We start from the raw sequence: 18,183 nt of genomic DNA on the forward strand, positions 1-18,183 counted from the left end.
GGCGATTAATGAACCTGTGGATCGGCAGGAGAGGCGTTGTTACGGATCTCCGCGATATCCATCGCATTGAACAGGTAATGATTGCCGCAGTAATCGCAGTGCATATCGATTTCGCCTTCTTCCGCCAGAATGCTGTCCACTTCTTCATCCGGCAATGTTTTCAGCGCGCCCGCGCAACGTTCGCGTGAACAGGTGCATTTGAATTCAACATCTTGCGGATCGTAGAGCGTGACTTCTTCTTCGTGATACAAACGCCACAGCACATCATTTGCCGGTAACGTCAGCAGCTCTTCGCTTTTAATGGTTTCCGTCAACATAGCCAGATGGTCGAAATCCTCCGCCTGCGCGTTCTGTGCCGGCATCACCTGGAGCAACATTCCACCTGCCGCCGGTTTACCGTCGACATCGCCGGTACGGATAAACAGGCGCGTCGGCAACTGCTCGGAGCGCAGGAAGTAATCTTCCAGGCACGCCGCCAGAGTATCGCCTTCCAGACCCACCACGCCCTGATAGCGTTCACCCTCTTCCGGCGTAATGGTGATCACCAGATAGCCGTTGCCAACCAGCGTTTTGAGATCCGCATTGTCAGGGATGTCGCCCTGAACGCGAGCCACGCCGCGCATCTGCTGCTGATTATTGCCATTGATCACCGCCAGGCTTAACGGCCCGTCGCCCTGGAGCTGTACCGTAATGTCACCGGCAAACTTCAGCGTTGCGGTCAGCAGGCTAGTGGCGACCAGCAGTTCGGCCAGTACGGTTTTCACCGGCTGCGGATAGTTATGATTGTCGAGGATCTGTTGCAAGGTTTCCGAAACGGTCACCAGCTCGCCGCGAACGGCAAAGTTTTCAAACAGATAACGATGTAATTGGTCATGTTGCGGCATAATCATCTCTCTTGCGGGTGACAGTTATTCGCTGTCGCCGTGTTTAAATCGTAACAGGTCGCGGCGCTCTTTCTTGTCCGGTCGCCTGTCCGGATGCGGCATGGTCAGGGCGTTAAGCTTGCGCGCCTGCGCCATTTTTTCGCGTTTTTCCACGCTTTCCGCCGTCTCTTCATACAGAGCGGCGGCTTCGCTGGCCGGACGGCGCTGTTCGGTGATGGCTTTAACGATCACCGTCCGTTCGTCATTTCCCTGACGCAGGGTAAGGGTTGCGTTCAGCTCGACGATTTTGCTCGGCTTACTGCGCTGGCCGTTGTAATGCACCTTACCGCCTTCAATCATCTCGCGGGCCAGCGCGCGGGTTTTATAAAAACGCGCGGCCCACAGCCATTTATCCAGTCTGACCTCAACGGAGGACTTTTCTTTCATGGCGTCTCCTTCACATCAGCGAGGGGATCAGACGGCGGTAGTCGTTCAGGGACGGATGGCGCGTATAGTGCTTTTCCGCCAGGCCGGAATCGGGATTCGTCACGCCAAGACAGTAGCGAATACCAAACCGGGCGGCGGCGTCGAGAATCGGTTCGCTGTCATCGATAAACAGCGTTTTCTCTGCGCTTATTCCCGTTTCCTCAGTGACAGCGCGCCATAACCGCTGATCCTCTTTGGGATAACCAAATGTGTGGGTGGAAAGTAATAAATCAAGGTGTGAGGCCAGACCGGTATGCTCCAGCTTCACCGCCAGGTTATGTGGATGCGCATTGGTGAGCAGAATCCGACGTTTTCCGCTGGCTTTTAACGCATTCAGAAACGGTACGGTATCGTCGCGCAAAACGGCGCGCGGCCCTTGCGCCGTCGTCATGGCGCAAATATCCAGACCCAGACGCTCGCTCCAGTAATCCAGACAGTACCAGTTTAGCGTATGCTGTACGGCATGATACTGCTGGCGAATATATTCCTGCGCGTCCTGCGGCGAAATACCCTGCTGCGCGCCGTAGGTTTCCGGTACCAGCTTTTGCCAGAAATAGTTATCGAACGCGAGATCGAGCAGCGTGCCGTCCATATCCAGCAAAACGGTATCCACGTTTTGCCAGTCAATATCAATATGCATGGGGAACTCCAGGGTAACGCAATTTGCGCGACAGGGTAGCATACCCTGTCGCACGGCGGCGCTATCAGATGAGATTTTCCGGAGAGACGGTTAACCTGGGATTGAGGCAGCTTTCATAGTATTCCTGGATGTCCGCCATACGGGTACGGTGGCGTTGATAACGTCTGAACGCCTGAATGCCGTTGTAGACCGCGCTCACTATCATTGCCAACATCAGCAGCGTGGTACCGAGGTAACGCCACCAGCCGGATTTATCGGGGATACGATGCAGGCTGATATGCTGCGTGCCGTTGGCATCGGTATACACGCTGGTGACAATGCCCTCGGCGCTAAATGGCGTCTGCATGAGCGTTTGCGCCAGACGCTGGAAGGCGCTCCACTGTTCCTGCGCGGGATAGTCATACAGCGGCGTTGACGGCCAGGCCTGATCAACCAGTTCGCTGCCTTCATCGCTGGCGATCAGGAATCCGCCGGGAGCGGGGCTATTCAGCGACTGGGCGGCACGCGCGGTCTCGCGAGAAATAAACGGCGCCGTTGAGGTCGTGACCAGATTTTCCAGCGACTCTGCGCTTACGGGGCGTAGCAGCACGTTGACGCCGTCCAGTTTGCCGGCGTTCGCGCGTTTCACTAGCGCGTTCCAGTCCTTACTGTTACCGAGATTAACCAGCGCATTTTTCAGACGCACGCACTCGTCTTCCGCCGCGCACAAATCAGCAGTTTTCAGAACAATATCGCCAAAGTCATCTAATAATACCATGCCCGATTTTTGGATCGCGGAGCGTAAAGATGCGCTGACGCGCGAGTCGTCTTCGGGTTTTGGATGGAGCTGACGATTTACCGCCTGGCTTAGCGCCATCGCTTTATTCACCAGGTCTGATTCCGGCAGCGGTAGCGCAGGCGCGTCATTCCAGATGATTTGCGAGCAATCGAACGGCATAAACGGTGAGTTAGACTGGCCGCTCCAGGTCGCGCCGGAATGAATATTACACATTCCTTTACCGCTCAGGTGCAGCGTATCGCCCACCCGCACGCCAGCTTTTTCAAGCTGTTTTACCGTTGTCGCTTCAATGGTTTGCGCGCCTTTCATCCACGATAGCGTGAACTTGATTGGCATATCCAGCGGGATCCAGAACAGCAGCATAAACAACACCAGCAGCGAACCGATAGCAATAACAGTGCTGCGTAACCAGTGCTGCAACGGAAAGTTTTTCACTTCATCATGCAGGGATAAAAACCGGCCCTGGCGGGCGACATGGCGATCAAGGTAAATATCAATATCCGTTTGTTGCCCAAGATCCTGCGTAATGTAGGGTTGCCAGTGGGCAGGGTAAATAAGGTCGATGATGCCCAGCGAAATATTGTTAATCTGCTCCTGATTATTCTCCCCAAATAGTCCCCAGCGGCGGGGCGTTCCCCGCAGACAGTGAATTTCCCGCAGCGCGCTTTTCGACGGCGGCGCAAAAAGCCCCCAAAGTCCGGCTGCCAGCAGCAGGATAGCGCCGCCTATCATCCACGGTACAAAAACGTCTGGCGTTATCAGACAGAAAAAGAATAACAAAAAGGAGGCGACGATTAACAACGCTTCGCGCAAGCCAGCCGGGCGGCTGAGCGCATATTCTTCGTGGGTCTCCTGACGGATATTCAACAGCTCAATCTGCTCGCTCTCTTCGCCGCGAATCGACGCCTGCGTAGAGGCAGTATTCTGTAGCGCGTAGCCGCGCGACTCCTGCATATACTCTTGCAGCGTATGGCCGTTTAAAGAGATCACCAGCGGCAGCGTATCCGTGAGGATCAGCTCAACGTTGTTTTCATCATTGATGTACTGTTCCCAGAAAGGCGGCAGATGGACTTCGACGGAGTCGAGGTAGTAGCGCCATTTATTAGGATCGTCAGTGGTAATGCCGTAGCGGGTGATGGAGTGGGTCAGTATCACGACACTGTTGCTTTCCGCGTTCAGCGTCAGCGAGATGGGCGCAGCACTGGCGCCTGTCGGCCCCGGAACTTGCTGGATCTGGCTAAGGTTATCGAGATAGTTTTCTACCGCGCTGCGCTCTTCGGGCAACAGTTTACGCGTTTGCGCGTCCTGAAAGGCGCTGATCCACGGTAAGCTCCCTCGTCTGGACTTTACCCGGAACCGCCATATTGCCAGTAGAGAGCAGGCCAGCAAAGCAGCTATAAAAATCAGAATGGTGCTCATGCTTTCCCCATCTTACTAAGTCTGTCAGGCGTGGTCAGTCGCACCCTGTCCAATAAACATTTTTCTGTGGTTGGCTATCGGCAAGCGTGGAGTTGAACTTGAGCATTGTAAAGCGCATCCCAGTGAAGGCAAATCATAGCAATACCACCAAAAACGGAATATCAGCAAATTCCTGGAGTTATTTCAACCTATTGACTTTTAATTTGAAATAAGAATTAATTTTTATTACGTTACATAAATGTAAATAAACGGCAATTCGCATTGCCGAAACCGTGCGGTATGTCGCACAATGACCACAGATTACACTGCAAAGATTCTCACAATGAGCAAATCATTACAAAAACCCACCATTCTGAAAGTGGAAACCGTCGCACAATCCCGACTGTTTAACGTAGAAAGCGTGGATCTGGAGTTCAGCAACGGCGTGCGTCGCGTGTATGAACGTATGCGACCATCAACCCGTGAGGCGGTAATGATTGTGCCGATCGTTGATGAGCATCTGATTCTTATTCGTGAGTATGCGGTGGGAACCGAATCCTATGAGCTGGGCTTCTCGAAAGGATTGATCGATCCGGGCGAGACCGTTTTTGAAGCGGCGAACCGGGAGCTCAAAGAAGAGGTCGGGTTTGGCGCGCATAACCTGACCTTCTTAAAAAAACTCAGCATGGCGCCCTCTTATTTTTCCAGCAAAATGAATATCGTGGTGGCGGAAGATCTCTATCCGGAGTCGCTGGAAGGCGACGAGCCTGAGCCATTGCCGCAGGTACGCTGGCCGCTGGCGCATTTAATGGATCTGCTGGAAGACCCCGATTTTAACGAGGCCCGCAACGTCAGCGCGCTGTTTCTGGTACGCGAGTGGTTGAAAGCGCAGGGCCGAATTGCCTGATGGCGCGGCGTTGATCAAGCCAACGGAAAGTTTGTCTCCCCGTTCGCCGTCATCCGCTAAACACAATAAAAAAGGCGCCGGAGCGCCTTTTTTGATCAGAACAGTTCGTGTGTTTCACCATTATCAATAATGGTAGTTCCCACCTCGTGTACCGCCTGTTGTGTCGGCTGCGTGCCTTCGATGAAATACTCTTCACGGCTGTTACCGCCGCTCGCCAGTTGTCCGGTACTGCGGTCGATATTCACCGTGACGATGCCCGGCGGCGGCGTTAGCGGCTGTTCCGGCACGCCTTCCAGCACGGCTTTCATATAGGCGTCCCATGCAGGTTGCGCGCTCTTCGCGCCGCCCTCATAGCCGGAGATTTGATCTTTGATCGCACCGGAAGCGGTAGTGCGGCCTAAATCACGGCGGTGATCGTCAAAGCCGATCCATACGGAAGTGACGACGCCAGGGCCATAGCCGGAGAACCATGCGTCTTTCGAGCTGTTGGTTGTACCGGTTTTGCCGCCGATATCGCGACGTTTAAGGTCACGCGCCGCACGCCAGCCGGTACCCATCCAGCCGGGTTCGCCGAAGATATTGGTGTTCAGCGCGCTTTTAATCAGAAACGCCAGCGGCGTATTGATCACATGCGGCGCGTATTCCTGCGTGCCGTTTTGCGCGACCAGCGCCTGGTTTGCCTGTTCCAGCTCAGGCATCGGTACGGCGCTGTTTTGCTGCTCTTGCGAAACCGCGACCTCTTCCACATTGGTGTTTTCCAGCACGTCGGATTTCTGCGTATTGCCGTAAATGACCGGGATATCGCACTCCGGGCAGGCGATTTTCGGTTTCGCTTCGAAGATCACGCCGCCCTGATCGTTCTCAATCTTGCTGATGAAATACGGATCGATCAGGAAACCGCCGTTCGCCATCACCGCATAACCGCGCGCAACCTGCATCGGCGTGAAGGAGGCGGAGCCCAGCGCCAGCGATTCGGTATGCACGATATTCTGCGCCGGGAAGCCGAAGCGTTGCAGATACTCCGCCGCATAGTCGACGCCCATGGCGCGCATGGCGCGTACCATCACCACGTTTTTCGACTGCCCCAGCCCCTGGCGTAAACGAATCGGTCCGGCGTACTGCGGCGGGGAGTTTTTCGGACGCCAGTCTGAACCTGCCCCGGCGTCCCAGCGGGAAATCGGCACATCGTTGAGCATACTGGCGAGCGTCAGCCCTTTATCCATTGCGGCGGTGTAGAGGAACGGTTTGATGTTCGACCCCACCTGACGCAAAGCTTGCGTCGCGCGGTTAAATTTACTCTGATTAAAATCGAAACCGCCGACCAGCGCCAGTACCGCGCCTGTTTGCGGGTTAAGCGAAACCAGCGCGGAGTTCACTTCCGGTACCTGCGCCAGCCACCAGTCGTTATCCACCTGACGAACCCAGATTTGCTGACCTGTCTGGACGACATCGGTAACTTTACGCGGCGTCGGCCCCTGCTGTGTATCCGAGCGGTAAGGCCGCGCCCAACGCATTCCTTCCATATGTAGCGAAACGGACGTACCGTCGGCAAGCGCAGCGGTCGCCTCTTGCGGATTAGCGCTGGTGACCACGGCGGGAAGCAGCGGTCCGTAGGTCGGCAACGCTTTCAACGTATCGGTAATTTTTTTACTGTCCCACGCCGTTTCGCCCACTTTCCATAGCACATTCGCCGGGCCGCGATAACCGTGGCGCATGTCATAGTCCAGCACGTTATTACGCACCGCCTGTTGCGCGGCCTGCTGCACTTTGCGGGTGATGGTCGTGTAAATACGATAACCATCTTCGTAAGCGCTTTCGCCATAACGGTTATACATTTCCTGGCGCACCATTTCCGACAGATAAGGCGCGGAGAAGGCGATTTCCGGCGCGTGATAATTTGCGTCGATAGGTTCGCTACGGGCCTGATCGTACTGCGCCTGAGTGATATATCCCTCGCTTAACATTCGCGAAAGCACTACGTTACGGCGCGCCACCGCCCGATCCATCGAGTAGAGCGGGTTAAAGGTAGAAGGTGCTTTAGGTAGCCCGGCGATGACCGCCATTTCGCTTAGGCTAAGCTGGTCGACCGTCTTACCAAAGTAGACCTGTGCCGCCGCGCCAACGCCATAGGCGCGGTAGCCGAGATAGATCTTGTTCAGATAGAGTTCGAGGATCTCATTTTTATTCAGCAACTGCTCAATACGAATCGCCAGAAACGCTTCCTTGATCTTGCGCATCAGCGTGCGTTCGGGGCTAAGGAAGAAGTTTCGCGCCAGTTGCTGGGTAATGGTACTTGCTCCCTGCGATGCGTGACCGGAGAAGAGCGCGACGCTGGCCGCACGGAAAATACCTACCGGGTCAATGCCGTGATGCTCATAAAAGCGGCTATCTTCGGTGGCGATAAAGGCGTTGATCATTTCCGGCGGAATTTGATCGAGCGTAACGGGAATACGACGTTTTTCGCCATATTGCGCGATAAGTTCGCCATCCGCGCTGTAAACCTGCATCGGAATTTGCAAACGCACATCTTTCAATGTCGCGACGTCAGGTAGCTGCGGCTCAATATAGCGATAAAGGCCATAAATCGAGCCTGCTCCCAGCAGGATGCAACATACTGCAAGGATCAATAAATACTTTACGAACTTCACTGGAGATTTCCCATTTAGTGTCATTTGGGCAGTTTATAAACAAACGCGCGGTAGTATAAAGGCAAGCCAGACGCATTGATATACCCGTTAACGCGACGGGTGATAAGGAGATCGACCGTTATGGCTTTTAAAACCTGGCAAATAGGATTGCATATTCAGCAGTATGAAGCGCTGGCCATCGCCGTTATTCGCGGCGCATCGGGCTGGTCCCTGCAACGTTGGTGGCGACTGCCGCTGATGAACGCCTCCACGGCAGAGGGTACGATTCCTGACCCGCAATCGCTGGCTCACGTACTGCGACCCTGGAGCCGCGAGCTGCCGCTACGTCACCGTATTTATCTCTCTTTTCCCGCAAATCGGACATTGCAACGCGCTTTTCCACATCCGCCGATGCGTCTGCGGGAACGTGAGCAAGTCGCATGGCTTTCACAAACGATGGCGCGTGAGCTGGATATGGATCCGGACTTATTGCGTTTCGACTTTCAGGACGATGCGCTGAGCCCCGCGTTCAACGTTACCGCCGTGCAAAGCAAAGAAATTTCAGCGCTGTTAACGCTGGCGCAAACGCTCAATGTGCGCATCGCTGCTGTAACGCCCGATGCCTGCGCGTTACAGCGCTTGCTGCCGTTTATACCTTCGGGGCGGCAATGTCTGGTCTGGCGCGATGAGAGCCAGTGGCTGTGGGCGACGCGCTATGCGTGGGGGCGTAAATCGGCGCGAGAGGCGACGACGCTGCATGACCTTGCCGCGACGTTATCCGTCGTGCCGGAACATATTTCGTTATGCGCCGAAGGCGAATTCGACCCCTGGCGCGCTGTAACCGTCCGCCAACCGCCGGTTCCGCCGGACGGCTATCGCTTTGCGATTGCGCTGGGTTTAGCCATAGGGGAGATACGCTGATGGCGCATTCTGTCAATTTGCTCCCCTGGCGGCGCCAACATTACGTAGCGCGTCTGCGGCTGTGGTGCGTGGTATGGGGCGCGTCCCTGCTGCTGATAGCAAGCCTCGCGACGATCGCCCGGTTGGTTTTTTGGCAGGAGGGGAGGATTAATGAACTGCTACTGACGGCGGAAAACGGACGCACGACGGCACTTGCGGCGAACATACCGCAGTTGCAGCAGCGTCAGCGACAGCAACAGGCGCGATTACAACGTCAGGCGCAGCGTGAACTGACGCAAGCCTGGCAATCTATCTTGACTGACCTTGCCAGCCTGTTGCCAGAGCAGGCATGGCTGACAAGCCTCAATTATCAGCAAGAGACGCTAGAGCTGGAAGGGCTGGCGAGAACGTTTGACGCCCTGCTCACGCTTGAAACATCGCTTCGTCACTATGTCAGTTTTCCGCTAAACCGCACGGGCGCCACGCGGCAGGATGCGCAAGGGCGCTGGCAGTTCCATTATCAGTTAACGAGGAGCGCCGCCCGTGAACGCGCTCTTTGATATCTGGTACGGGATGTCGCGCCGTGGTCGGGTTTTTTGTTGGTGTGCAGGCGTGCTGTGCCTGACGCTGACGGTCGCGTTATCTGTGGGCTATCCCGGCTGGAAAACGCTGGATACGCAACAGACGCGGTTAAGCCAGCAGCGCGAGGCCGCCCGGCAACAGTGGCGTCATCTGCGCCGTCTGAGCGTCGCGGCTGAACCGCTTTTCGGGGGCACCGTGGAAAATCCGCGTCCTTTTTCGCCGTTAGATTTCCAGGCGCCTCCCCTGCGTTTGCTGCACTGGCAGCCATCGGCGCAGGGGGGAGAAATGGCGCTGAAAACGTCCTGGGATGCGGTGCCGTCGCTGTTTGTCCGGTTGGCCGAAAGCGAGATGAGCGTAAGTCGGTTTTCATTGCGTAAAGAGGGGGCGGAATTATTGATGACGTTGCAACTGGAGCGCCTGGCGAATGAAGGTTAGCCGCGGTGTATTGCTCTGTTTTTGTTTGCTGACGTTGACGGGAATGCGCGATCCCTTCCGCCCGCCGGAAGATCGCTGCCGGATAGCCGAACTCTCGCAGTGGCGGTATCAGGGCGCGGTGCGTAAAGGCGAGCGATGGACAGGCATTCTTAAAGACAGCCAGCAAAAATGGCGGCGAGTGGAAGAAGGGCAGACGCTGGAAAACGGTTGGACGATTGTCCGCCTGACGGCGGAAGCCTTAACGTTAACGACCGGTAAAAATTGTGCGCCGCCGCAGTGGCGGTGGCTACGTCAGGGAGCGGACAATGAAGCGATGGATAGCCATAATACTGATAGCCTTGATGCCCGCCGCGCAGGCGGGAAAAGCGGCGAAAGTGACGCTGGTGGTTGACGACGTCCCTGTGGTGCAGGTTTTGCAGACTTTAGCCGAGCAGGAGCGGCAGAATCTGGTGGTGTCGCCGGACGTCAGCGGGACATTATCGCTACATCTGACGGATGTGCCGTGGAAACAGGCGCTACAGACGGTGGTCAATAGCGCGGGGCTGGTGCTGCGTCAGGAGGGGAATATTCTCCATGTTCATTCACAGGCCTGGCAGAAAGAACACAGTGCGCGGCAGGATGCCGAGCGGTTAAGGCTTCAGGCTAATTTACCGCTGGAAAACCGCAGCATTAGCCTGCAATACGCCGATGCCGCCGAACTGGCGAAAGCGGGCGAGAAACTCCTGAGCGCGAAGGGAACCATCATGGTAGATAAGCGCACCAACCGCCTGCTGTTGCGTGATAACCGCGCGGCCCTGGCGGAGCTGGAAAAATGGGTATCGCAAATGGATCTGCCGGTGGCGCAGGTGGAGCTGGCGGCGCATATCGTCACCATTAACGAAAAGAGTCTACGGGAACTGGGCGTAAAGTGGACGCTGGCTGACGCGACGCAAGCGGGCGCGGTGGGTGACGTGACGACGCTTTCCAGTGATTTATCTGTCGCCGCCGCCACCTCACGCGTCGGGTTTAACATCGGGCGCATTAACGGACGCTTGCTGGATCTGGAACTGTCAGCGCTGGAGCAAAAGCAGCAGTTGGATATTATCGCCAGCCCCCGGCTGCTGGCTTCCCATCTGCAGCCAGCCAGTATCAAGCAAGGCAGCGAAATTCCTTATCAGGTTTCCAGCGGCGAAAGCGGCGCGACCTCCGTGGAATTTAAAGAAGCGGTGCTGGGAATGGAGGTGACGCCCACCGTTTTGCAAAAAGGGCGCATCCGCCTGAAGTTACATATCAGCCAGAATGTCCCCGGTCAGGTACTACAACAGGCTGACGGCGAAGTGCTGGCGATAGATAAACAGGAAATTGAAACGCAGGTAGAGGTAAAAAGCGGCGAGACGCTGGCGCTGGGCGGTATTTTTTCGCGAAAAAATAAATCGGGTAGCGATAGCGTGCCGCTGTTGGGGGATATTCCCTGGCTTGGTCAGCTCTTCCGCCATGACGGCAAAGAGGACGAGCGACGCGAATTAGTGGTGTTTATCACCCCCAGACTGGTGGCGACAGAATAATTTATGCATAAAAAAGCGCTGTTTTTGCACTGAACGCATCTGCGGGATTTGACGTGCGGATGTATTTAGCATACAAGGAGTACCGATTTGAGAGTCGTGCTTTTCGTTGCTTACGCATTGATTAATGCGCTTTGCCTTGCCTAAGGTGTGCATAAGACCGATGATAAACGGCTGAATGTCCGCTGATGCAGACGTATTGGTTCTGCGGATTGCGCACAATTGTTTGAAAGTAGAGCAATTTGTAGGCCGGATATGTTGTTCTGGTCGCCATCCGGCAACGCTAACTCGGGTTTTGCAACAATCAGGCTTGGTGATTTATTCAGTTGCCAAACCCGCTTGAGTATTGAGATAATTTTCAGTCTGACTCTCGCAATATCTTATGAGGTTTCAGTTCATGTCCTGCTGCGCTGGGTGTCTGTGAAGCGGGTTTACCATTAACGAATAGTCTTAGTAGTACCGAAAAAATGGCAGAGAAACGCAATATCTTTCTGGTTGGGCCTATGGGTGCCGGAAAAAGCACTATTGGGCGCCAGTTAGCTCAACAACTCAATATGGAATTTTACGATTCTGATCAAGAGATTGAGAAACGAACCGGAGCTGATGTGGGCTGGGTCTTCGATGTTGAAGGTGAAGACGGCTTCCGTAATCGTGAAGAAAAAGTTATCAACGAATTGACGGAAAAACAGGGTATTGTGCTGGCAACCGGCGGTGGCTCTGTAAAATCGCGTGAAACGCGTAACCGTCTCTCCGCGCGTGGCGTCGTGGTCTACCTTGAAACGACCATCGAAAAACAACTAGCGCGCACGCAGCGTGATAAAAAACGCCCGCTGTTGCAGGTTGAAGCACCGCCTCGCGAAGTTCTGGAAGCGCTGGCTAACGAACGCAATCCGCTGTACGAAGAGATTGCCGACGTCACCATTCGCACCGACGATCAAAGCGCTAAGGTTGTGGCAAACCAGATTATTCATATGCTGGAAAGCAACTAATTCAAGCAGAATACGCTGGGTAAGCGGGCACAAGTAACTAAGGTGGATGTCGCGTCATGGAGAGGATTACAGTCACTCTCGGGGAACGTAGTTACCCGATCACCATCGCGGCTGGTTTGTTTAACGAACCAGCTTCATTCTTGCCGCTGAAATCAGGCGATCAGGTCATGTTAGTGACCAACGAAACCCTGGCGCCGCTTTATCTGGACAAGGTTCGCGGCGTACTCGAACGGGCGGGCGTTAACGTAGACAGCGTGATTCTTCCTGACGGCGAGCAGTATAAGAGCCTGACGGTGCTGGATACGGTGTTTACGGCGTTACTGAAAAAACCGCATGGTCGTGATACCACGCTGGTCGCGCTTGGCGGCGGCGTGATTGGCGATCTCACCGGTTTTGCGGCGGCCAGCTACCAGCGAGGCGTACGTTTCATCCAGGTGCCAACTACCTTACTGTCGCAGGTTGATTCTTCCGTGGGCGGGAAAACCGCCGTCAACCATCCCCTTGGCAAAAACATGATTGGCGCGTTTTACCAACCCGCTTCTGTGGTTGTCGATCTTGATTGCCTGAAAACGCTTCCCGCACGCGAACTGGCATCGGGACTGGCAGAGGTGATCAAATACGGCATTATACTTGACGCGGACTTCTTCACCTGGCTTGAGGATAATCTGGATGCGCTATTGCGTCTGGACGGCCCGGCGATGGCGTACTGTATTCGTCGTTGTTGCGAGCTGAAAGCCGAAGTTGTTGCCGCCGACGAGCGTGAAGCGGGCTTACGTGCTTTACTGAATCTTGGACATACCTTTGGCCACGCCATTGAAGCGGAAATGGGATATGGCAATTGGTTACATGGTGAAGCCGTTGCCGCAGGTATAGTGATGGCTGCGCGCGCATCCGAGCGTTTGGGGCAGTTCAGTTCTGCTGATACGCAGCGCATCATCGCTCTACTCGAACGGGCCGGGCTGCCAGTCAATGGCCCTTGCGAGATGTCCGCGCAGGACTATTTGCCGCACATGCTGCGAGATAAAAAAGTGTTAGCGGGGGAGCTGCGTTTAGTGCTTCCGCTGGCCATAGGGAAAAGTGAAGTGCGCGGCGGAGTGTCGCACGAAGTCGTTCTTAGCGCGATTGCTGACTGTCAGCAGGCGTAACAACAAGAAAGGTCAGACTGATATTGCGTAGATGTCAGTCTTTTAGCTTCAGGTTATGTGCAATGTCGTAAGCATTAACCTTTGAGTGGGGTGTTAAATGGATGAATTCAAACCAGAAGACGAGCTGAAACCCGATCCCAGCGATCGTCGTACTGGTCGTTCTCGTCAATCTTCAGAACGCGATAATGAGCCGCAGATCAACTTTGATGACGTTGATCTGGACGCCGACGATCGCCGTCCGACGCGTACGCGTAAAGCGCGTAGTGAAGAACCTGAAGTTGAAGAAGAGTACGAATCCGATGAAGACGATACGGTGGACGAGGAGCGTGTTGAACGCCGTCCACGTAAGCGTAAAAAAGCGGCCCATAAGCCAGCCTCTCGTCAGTACATGATGATGGGCGTTGGCGTACTGGTGCTGCTGCTGTTGATTATCGGTATCGGCTCCGCGCTGAAAGCCCCCTCAACGTCTTCCAGCGAGCCGTCGGCCTCTGGCGAAAAGAGTATCGATCTTTCCGGTAACGCCGCCGATCAGGCGAATGCGACCCAGCCTGCGCCGGGCGCCACCTCCGCAGAACAAACCGCGGGCAATACGTCGCAGGATATTTCGTTGCCGCCGATTTCTTCAACGCCGACGCAGGGACAGTCACCTGTGGTCGCTGACGGTCAGCAGCACGTGGAAGTGCAGGGCGATCTGAATAATGCGCTGACGCAGAATCCAGAGCAGATGAACAATGTTGCGGTGAATTCTACGTTGCCGACAGAGCCTGCAACCGTCGCGCCAGTTCGCAATGGCAGCACGACGCGTCAGGCGGCGGTTAGCGAACCTACCGAGCGTCATACCACGCGTCCGGAACGTAAACAGGCCGTCATTGAACCTAAGAAACCGCAGACCACGGCGAAAACCACCACTGCGGAACCGAAGAAACCGGTCGCGCCAGTGAAACGCACGGAACCGGCAGCGCCAGCCGCGACGCCGAAAGCGACCACCACGACGGCTGCGCCGACAGCGACGGCAAGCGCTGCGCCGGTACAAACCGCGAAGCCAGCGCAAGCCTCGACGACGCCTGTCGCAGGCGGCGGGAAAAGCGCCGGCAACGTTGGCGCATTAAAGAGCGCGCCATCCAGCCACTACACATTGCAGCTCAGTAGTTCTTCAAATTACGACAACCTGAACGGTTGGGCGAAGAAAGAGAACCTGAAAAATTATGTGGTATACGAGACGACGCGTAATGGACAACCGTGGTATGTGCTGGTAACGGGGATGTATGCTTCGAAAGAAGATGCTAAACGTGCGGTGTCCACCTTACCTGCCGATGTGCAGGCGAAAAACCCGTGGGCAAAACCGTTGCATCAGGTTCAGGCCGATCTGAAATAATCCAGGCTGTGTCCTGCAATTGCCTGTGAGTGTCGCTGACAGCTATTTTTGTTCAGGACAGGCGCGAGGGGCGCATTTGCTACCGTCAAATGCGCCGTAAAGCAACGCGGCACAGCCTAAAGCGCAGGATGCTGTCGGAGCTTTCTCCACAGCCGGAGAAGGTGTAATTAGTTAGTCAGCATGAAAAAAAATCGCGCTTTTTTGAAGTGGGCAGGGGGAAAATACCCTCTGCTTGATGATATCAAACGACATTTGCCAAAAGGCGAGTGCCTTGTTGAACCTTTTGTGGGTGCCGGATCGGTGTTTCTTAACACCGACTTTTCTCGTTATATCCTCGCCGATATCAACAGCGACCTTATTAGCCTCTATAACATCGTGAAGTTACGTACTGACGAGTATGTACAGGCTTCGCGCGAGCTGTTTATGCCTGAAACTAACCAGGCTGAGGTCTATTACCAACTCCGTGAGGAGTTCAACACCTGCCAGGACCCCTTTCGTCGGGCGGTACTGTTTTTATATCTGAACCGCTACGGTTATAACGGACTCTGTCGCTATAACTTACGCGGGGAATTTAATGTACCGTTTGGTCGTTATAAAAGACCTTACTTCCCGGAAGCGGAGTTGTACCACTTTGCAGAAAAAGCGCAGAATGCGTTCTTTTACTGTGAGTCATACGCAGACAGTATGGCGCGTGCGGACAAGTCGTCGGTGGTCTATTGCGATCCGCCTTATGCGCCGCTGTCCGCCACGGCTAACTTCACAGCGTATCACACCAATAGTTTTAGCCTGACGCAACAAGCGCATTTGGCGGAAATCGCTGAGAATCTGGTCAGTAACCGGATACCGGTGCTCATTTCCAACCATGATACGGCGCTCACACGCGAGTGGTATCAACTCGCAAAATTGCATGTCGTCAAAGTTAGACGCAGTATAAGCAGCAACGGCGGCACACGTAAAAAGGTGGACGAACTGCTGGCTCTGTACCAACCAGGAGTCGCAACGCCTGCAAGAAAATAATTCTCAAGGAGAAGCGGATGAAACAGTATTTGATTGCCCCCTCAATTCTGTCGGCTGATTTTGCTCGCCTGGGTGAAGACACCGCCAAAGCGCTGGCTGCCGGTGCTGATGTTGTACACTTTGACGTCATGGATAATCACTATGTGCCGAACCTGACTATCGGCCCGATGGTGCTGAAATCCCTGCGTCAGTACGGTATTACCGCGCCTATTGATGTCCACCTGATGGTCAAGCCAGTCGACCGTATCGTGCCCGACTTTGCCGCCGCTGGCGCGAGCATCATTACTTTTCACCCGGAAGCCTCCGAACATGTTGACCGCACGCTACAGTTGATTAAAGAACACGGCTGTAAAGCGGGGCTGGTATTCAACCCGGCAACGTCGCTCAGTTATCTCGATTACGTCATGGACAAACTGGATGTGATCCTGCTGATGTCCGTGAACCCAGGTTTCGGCGGCCAGTCTTTTATTCCGCAGACGCTGGATAAACTGCGCGAAGTGCGTCGCCGCATTGATGCCTCCGGTTACGACATTCGCCTGGAAGTGGACGGCGGCGTGAAGGTGAACAATATCGGCGAGATCGCCGCAGCTGGTGCGGACATGTTTGTTGCGGGGTCGGCAATTTTCGATAAACCCGACTACAAAAAAGTGATTGATGAAATGCGCAGTGAGCTGGCAAAGGTAACTCATGGATAAGTTGCAGAATATTCGGGGCGTCGCCTTTGATCTTGACGGTACGCTGGTGGATAGCGCGCCGGGTCTTGCCGCGGCGGTGGATATGGCGTTGTATGCGCTGGAACTGCCGGTCGCGGGCGAGGAGCGCGTGATTACCTGGATTGGTAACGGCGCAGACGTATTGATGGAACGCGCGCTGACCTGGGCTTGCGAGGAGCGCGCCACGCTGCGTAAGACGATGGGGAAACCGCCCGTTGATGAAGATATTCCTGCCGAGGAACAGGTACGCATTCTGCGTAAACTGTTCGACAGGTATTATGGCGAAGTGGCGGAAGAAGGCACCTTTTTATTTCCGCATGTCGCCGACACGCTGGGCGCGCTGCACGCCAGCGGATTGTCATTAGGTCTGGTGACGAATAAGCCGACGCCGTTCGTCGCGCCGTTGCTGGAATCGCTTGATATCGCCAAATACTTTAGTGTGGTTATCGGCGGCGATGATGTGCAAAATAAGAAGCCGCATCCGGAGCCGCTGTTGCTGGTGGCAAGCCGGCTGGGCATGATGCCGGAGCAGATGCTTTTTGTCGGCGATTCGCGTAATGATATTCAGGCTGCAAAAGCGGCGGGCTGCCCTTCGGTTGGCCTGACATACGGCTACAATTATGGCGAAGCGATCGCTCTTAGCGAGCCGGACGTCATTTATGACAGTTTTAACGATCTTTTGCCCGCACTTGGGCTTCCGCATAGCGATAACCAGGAAATAAAAAATGACTAAGCCCATCGTTTTTAGTGGCGCACAGCCCTCAGGTGAATTGACCATTGGCAACTATATGGGGGCATTGCGTCAGTGGGTAAACATGCAGGATGACTATCATTGCATCTACTGCATCGTAGACCAACATGCTATTACCGTGCGTCAGGACGCGCAGCAGCTACGTAAAGCGACGCTGGATACGCTGGCGCTGTACCTGGCATGTGGTATTGATCCTGAAAAGAGCACTATTTTCGTTCAGTCCCATGTGCCGGAACATGCGCAGCTTGGCTGGGCGCTGAACTGCTATACCTATTTCGGCGAGCTGAGCCGTATGACGCAGTTTAAAGATAAATCTGCGCGCTATGCGGAAAACATTAACGCCGGCCTGTTTGATTACCCGGTGCTGATGGCGGCAGACATCCTGTTGTACCAAACCAATCTGGTGCCGGTAGGCGAAGATCAGAAGCAGCATCTGGAACTGAGCCGCGATATCGCCCAGCGTTTTAACGGGCTGTATGGCGATATTTTCAAAGTACCGGAACCGTTTATTCCAAAATCCGGCGCGCGTGTGATGTCGTTGCTGGAGCCGACAAAGAAAATGTCCAAATCGGACGATAACCGTAATAACGTGATCGGCCTGCTGGAAGATCCGAAATCGGTAGTGAAGAAAATCAAACGTGCGGTCACTGACTCCGACGAGCCGCCGGTAGTGCGTTATGATGTGAAAGAGAAAGCGGGTGTCTCTAACCTGCTGGATATTCTTTCCGCCGTGACCGGTCAGAGCATTCCTGAACTGGAAAAACAGTTTGAAGGTAAAATGTATGGCCATTTGAAAGGCGAAGTGGCGGAGGCGGTTTCCGGAATGTTGTCTGAGTTGCAGGAGCGCTATCACCGTTTCCGCAACGACGAAGCGTTCTTGCAGAAGGTGATGAAAGACGGGGCGGAAAAAGCCAGCGCACGTGCGGCCGAAACGCTGAAAGCCGTTTACGAAGCCATTGGCTTTGTGGCGAAACCGTAAGGGTTATTGCTTGCCCGATGGCGCGAGCTTATCGGGCCTACAAACGAGCGTAAGTTG

At 54.7% G+C, this 18,183-nt stretch carries 18 protein-coding genes; 13 read left to right on the forward strand and 5 right to left on the reverse strand.

Features of this window, described 5'->3' with window-relative positions; genetic code table 11:
* Window positions 1-5 precede the first annotated feature (5 nt).
* From hslO to igaA, 4 genes are all read right to left on the reverse strand, one after another.
* Entirely contained in the window at window positions 6-884 is an 879-nt protein-coding gene (gene hslO / locus QEN32_RS01770) for an Hsp33 family molecular chaperone HslO (protein WP_001748865.1), read from the reverse strand.
* Between the two features lie 24 nt (window positions 885-908).
* Window positions 909-1,310, reverse strand: a complete 402-nt coding sequence (hslR, locus tag QEN32_RS01775) for a ribosome-associated heat shock protein Hsp15 (RefSeq protein ID WP_000660719.1) — start codon at window positions 1,308-1,310, stop codon at window positions 909-911.
* 10 nt (window positions 1,311-1,320) lie between these two features.
* Window positions 1,321-1,989 (reverse strand): GMP/IMP nucleotidase, encoded by a 669-nt coding sequence (gene yrfG / locus QEN32_RS01780; RefSeq protein ID WP_001520508.1) that lies wholly within the window; start codon window positions 1,987-1,989, stop codon window positions 1,321-1,323.
* 64 nt (window positions 1,990-2,053) lie between these two features.
* A complete protein-coding gene (gene igaA / locus QEN32_RS01785) occupies window positions 2,054-4,186 on the reverse strand; it encodes an intracellular growth attenuator protein IgaA (protein WP_000104092.1) in 2,133 nt (710 codons plus the stop codon).
* A 322-nt stretch (window positions 4,187-4,508) separates the two neighbouring features.
* Between igaA and nudE the strand changes: the two genes are divergently transcribed.
* Window positions 4,509-5,072, forward strand: coding sequence for an ADP compounds hydrolase NudE (gene nudE / locus QEN32_RS01790; protein WP_000045725.1), 564 nt, complete (start codon window positions 4,509-4,511; stop codon window positions 5,070-5,072).
* Window positions 5,073-5,167: 95 nt separating this feature from the next.
* Here nudE and mrcA read toward each other — a convergent pair whose 3' ends face one another.
* On the reverse strand, window positions 5,168-7,720 hold the full coding sequence (gene mrcA / locus QEN32_RS01795; protein ID WP_000673819.1) for a peptidoglycan glycosyltransferase/peptidoglycan DD-transpeptidase MrcA: 2,553 nt from the start codon (window positions 7,718-7,720) through the stop codon (window positions 5,168-5,170).
* Between the two features lie 120 nt (window positions 7,721-7,840).
* On the opposite strand from mrcA, the gene QEN32_RS01800 reads away from it, so the two are divergent.
* The 12 genes from QEN32_RS01800 (at window position 7,841) to trpS (ending at window position 18,126) form a co-directional block, all read left to right on the forward strand.
* Entirely contained in the window at window positions 7,841-8,620 is a 780-nt protein-coding gene (locus tag QEN32_RS01800) for a DNA utilization protein HofM (protein ID WP_252304322.1), read from the forward strand.
* Window positions 8,620-9,159, forward strand: a complete 540-nt coding sequence (locus tag QEN32_RS01805; RefSeq protein WP_023232581.1) for a PilN domain-containing protein — start codon at window positions 8,620-8,622, stop codon at window positions 9,157-9,159. Before QEN32_RS01800 ends, QEN32_RS01805 begins: the two co-directional genes overlap by 1 nt.
* The gene (locus QEN32_RS01810; RefSeq protein WP_023181711.1) at window positions 9,143-9,616 is read left to right on the forward strand and encodes a hypothetical protein; all 474 of its coding nucleotides are present in this window, start codon (window positions 9,143-9,145) and stop codon (window positions 9,614-9,616) included. Before QEN32_RS01805 ends, QEN32_RS01810 begins: the two co-directional genes overlap by 17 nt.
* Window positions 9,606-10,007, forward strand: a complete 402-nt coding sequence (locus QEN32_RS01815) for a HofP DNA utilization family protein (protein WP_000868832.1) — start codon at window positions 9,606-9,608, stop codon at window positions 10,005-10,007. Before QEN32_RS01810 ends, QEN32_RS01815 begins: the two co-directional genes overlap by 11 nt.
* The gene (gene hofQ, locus QEN32_RS01820) at window positions 9,922-11,160 is read left to right on the forward strand and encodes a DNA uptake porin HofQ (protein WP_000832803.1); all 1,239 of its coding nucleotides are present in this window, start codon (window positions 9,922-9,924) and stop codon (window positions 11,158-11,160) included. The genes QEN32_RS01815 and hofQ overlap by 86 nt, the downstream gene beginning before the upstream one ends.
* A gap of 464 nt (window positions 11,161-11,624) precedes the next feature.
* Window positions 11,625-12,146, forward strand: coding sequence for a shikimate kinase AroK (gene aroK, locus QEN32_RS01825; protein ID WP_000818621.1), 522 nt, complete (start codon window positions 11,625-11,627; stop codon window positions 12,144-12,146).
* 56 nt (window positions 12,147-12,202) lie between these two features.
* Window positions 12,203-13,291, forward strand: coding sequence for a 3-dehydroquinate synthase (gene aroB, locus QEN32_RS01830; protein WP_000439820.1), 1,089 nt, complete (start codon window positions 12,203-12,205; stop codon window positions 13,289-13,291).
* Between the two features lie 97 nt (window positions 13,292-13,388).
* Window positions 13,389-14,666, forward strand: coding sequence for a cell division protein DamX (gene damX / locus QEN32_RS01835; protein ID WP_265322217.1), 1,278 nt, complete (start codon window positions 13,389-13,391; stop codon window positions 14,664-14,666).
* Between the two features lie 180 nt (window positions 14,667-14,846).
* A complete protein-coding gene (gene dam, locus QEN32_RS01840) occupies window positions 14,847-15,683 on the forward strand; it encodes an adenine-specific DNA-methyltransferase (protein WP_000742132.1) in 837 nt (278 codons plus the stop codon).
* A gap of 17 nt (window positions 15,684-15,700) precedes the next feature.
* A complete protein-coding gene (gene rpe, locus QEN32_RS01845; RefSeq protein WP_000816287.1) occupies window positions 15,701-16,378 on the forward strand; it encodes a ribulose-phosphate 3-epimerase in 678 nt (225 codons plus the stop codon).
* Window positions 16,371-17,129: a phosphoglycolate phosphatase gene (gene gph, locus QEN32_RS01850; protein WP_265322218.1), complete on the forward strand. Its 759-nt coding sequence runs from the start codon at window positions 16,371-16,373 to the stop codon at window positions 17,127-17,129. Before rpe ends, gph begins: the two co-directional genes overlap by 8 nt.
* The gene (gene trpS / locus QEN32_RS01855) at window positions 17,122-18,126 is read left to right on the forward strand and encodes a tryptophan--tRNA ligase (protein WP_000165562.1); all 1,005 of its coding nucleotides are present in this window, start codon (window positions 17,122-17,124) and stop codon (window positions 18,124-18,126) included. Before gph ends, trpS begins: the two co-directional genes overlap by 8 nt.
* Window positions 18,127-18,183 lie beyond the last annotated feature (57 nt).

This window comes from Salmonella sp. SA14318 (assembly GCF_029866905.1).
Taxonomy (GTDB): Bacteria; Pseudomonadota; Gammaproteobacteria; order Enterobacterales; family Enterobacteriaceae; genus Salmonella; species Salmonella enterica.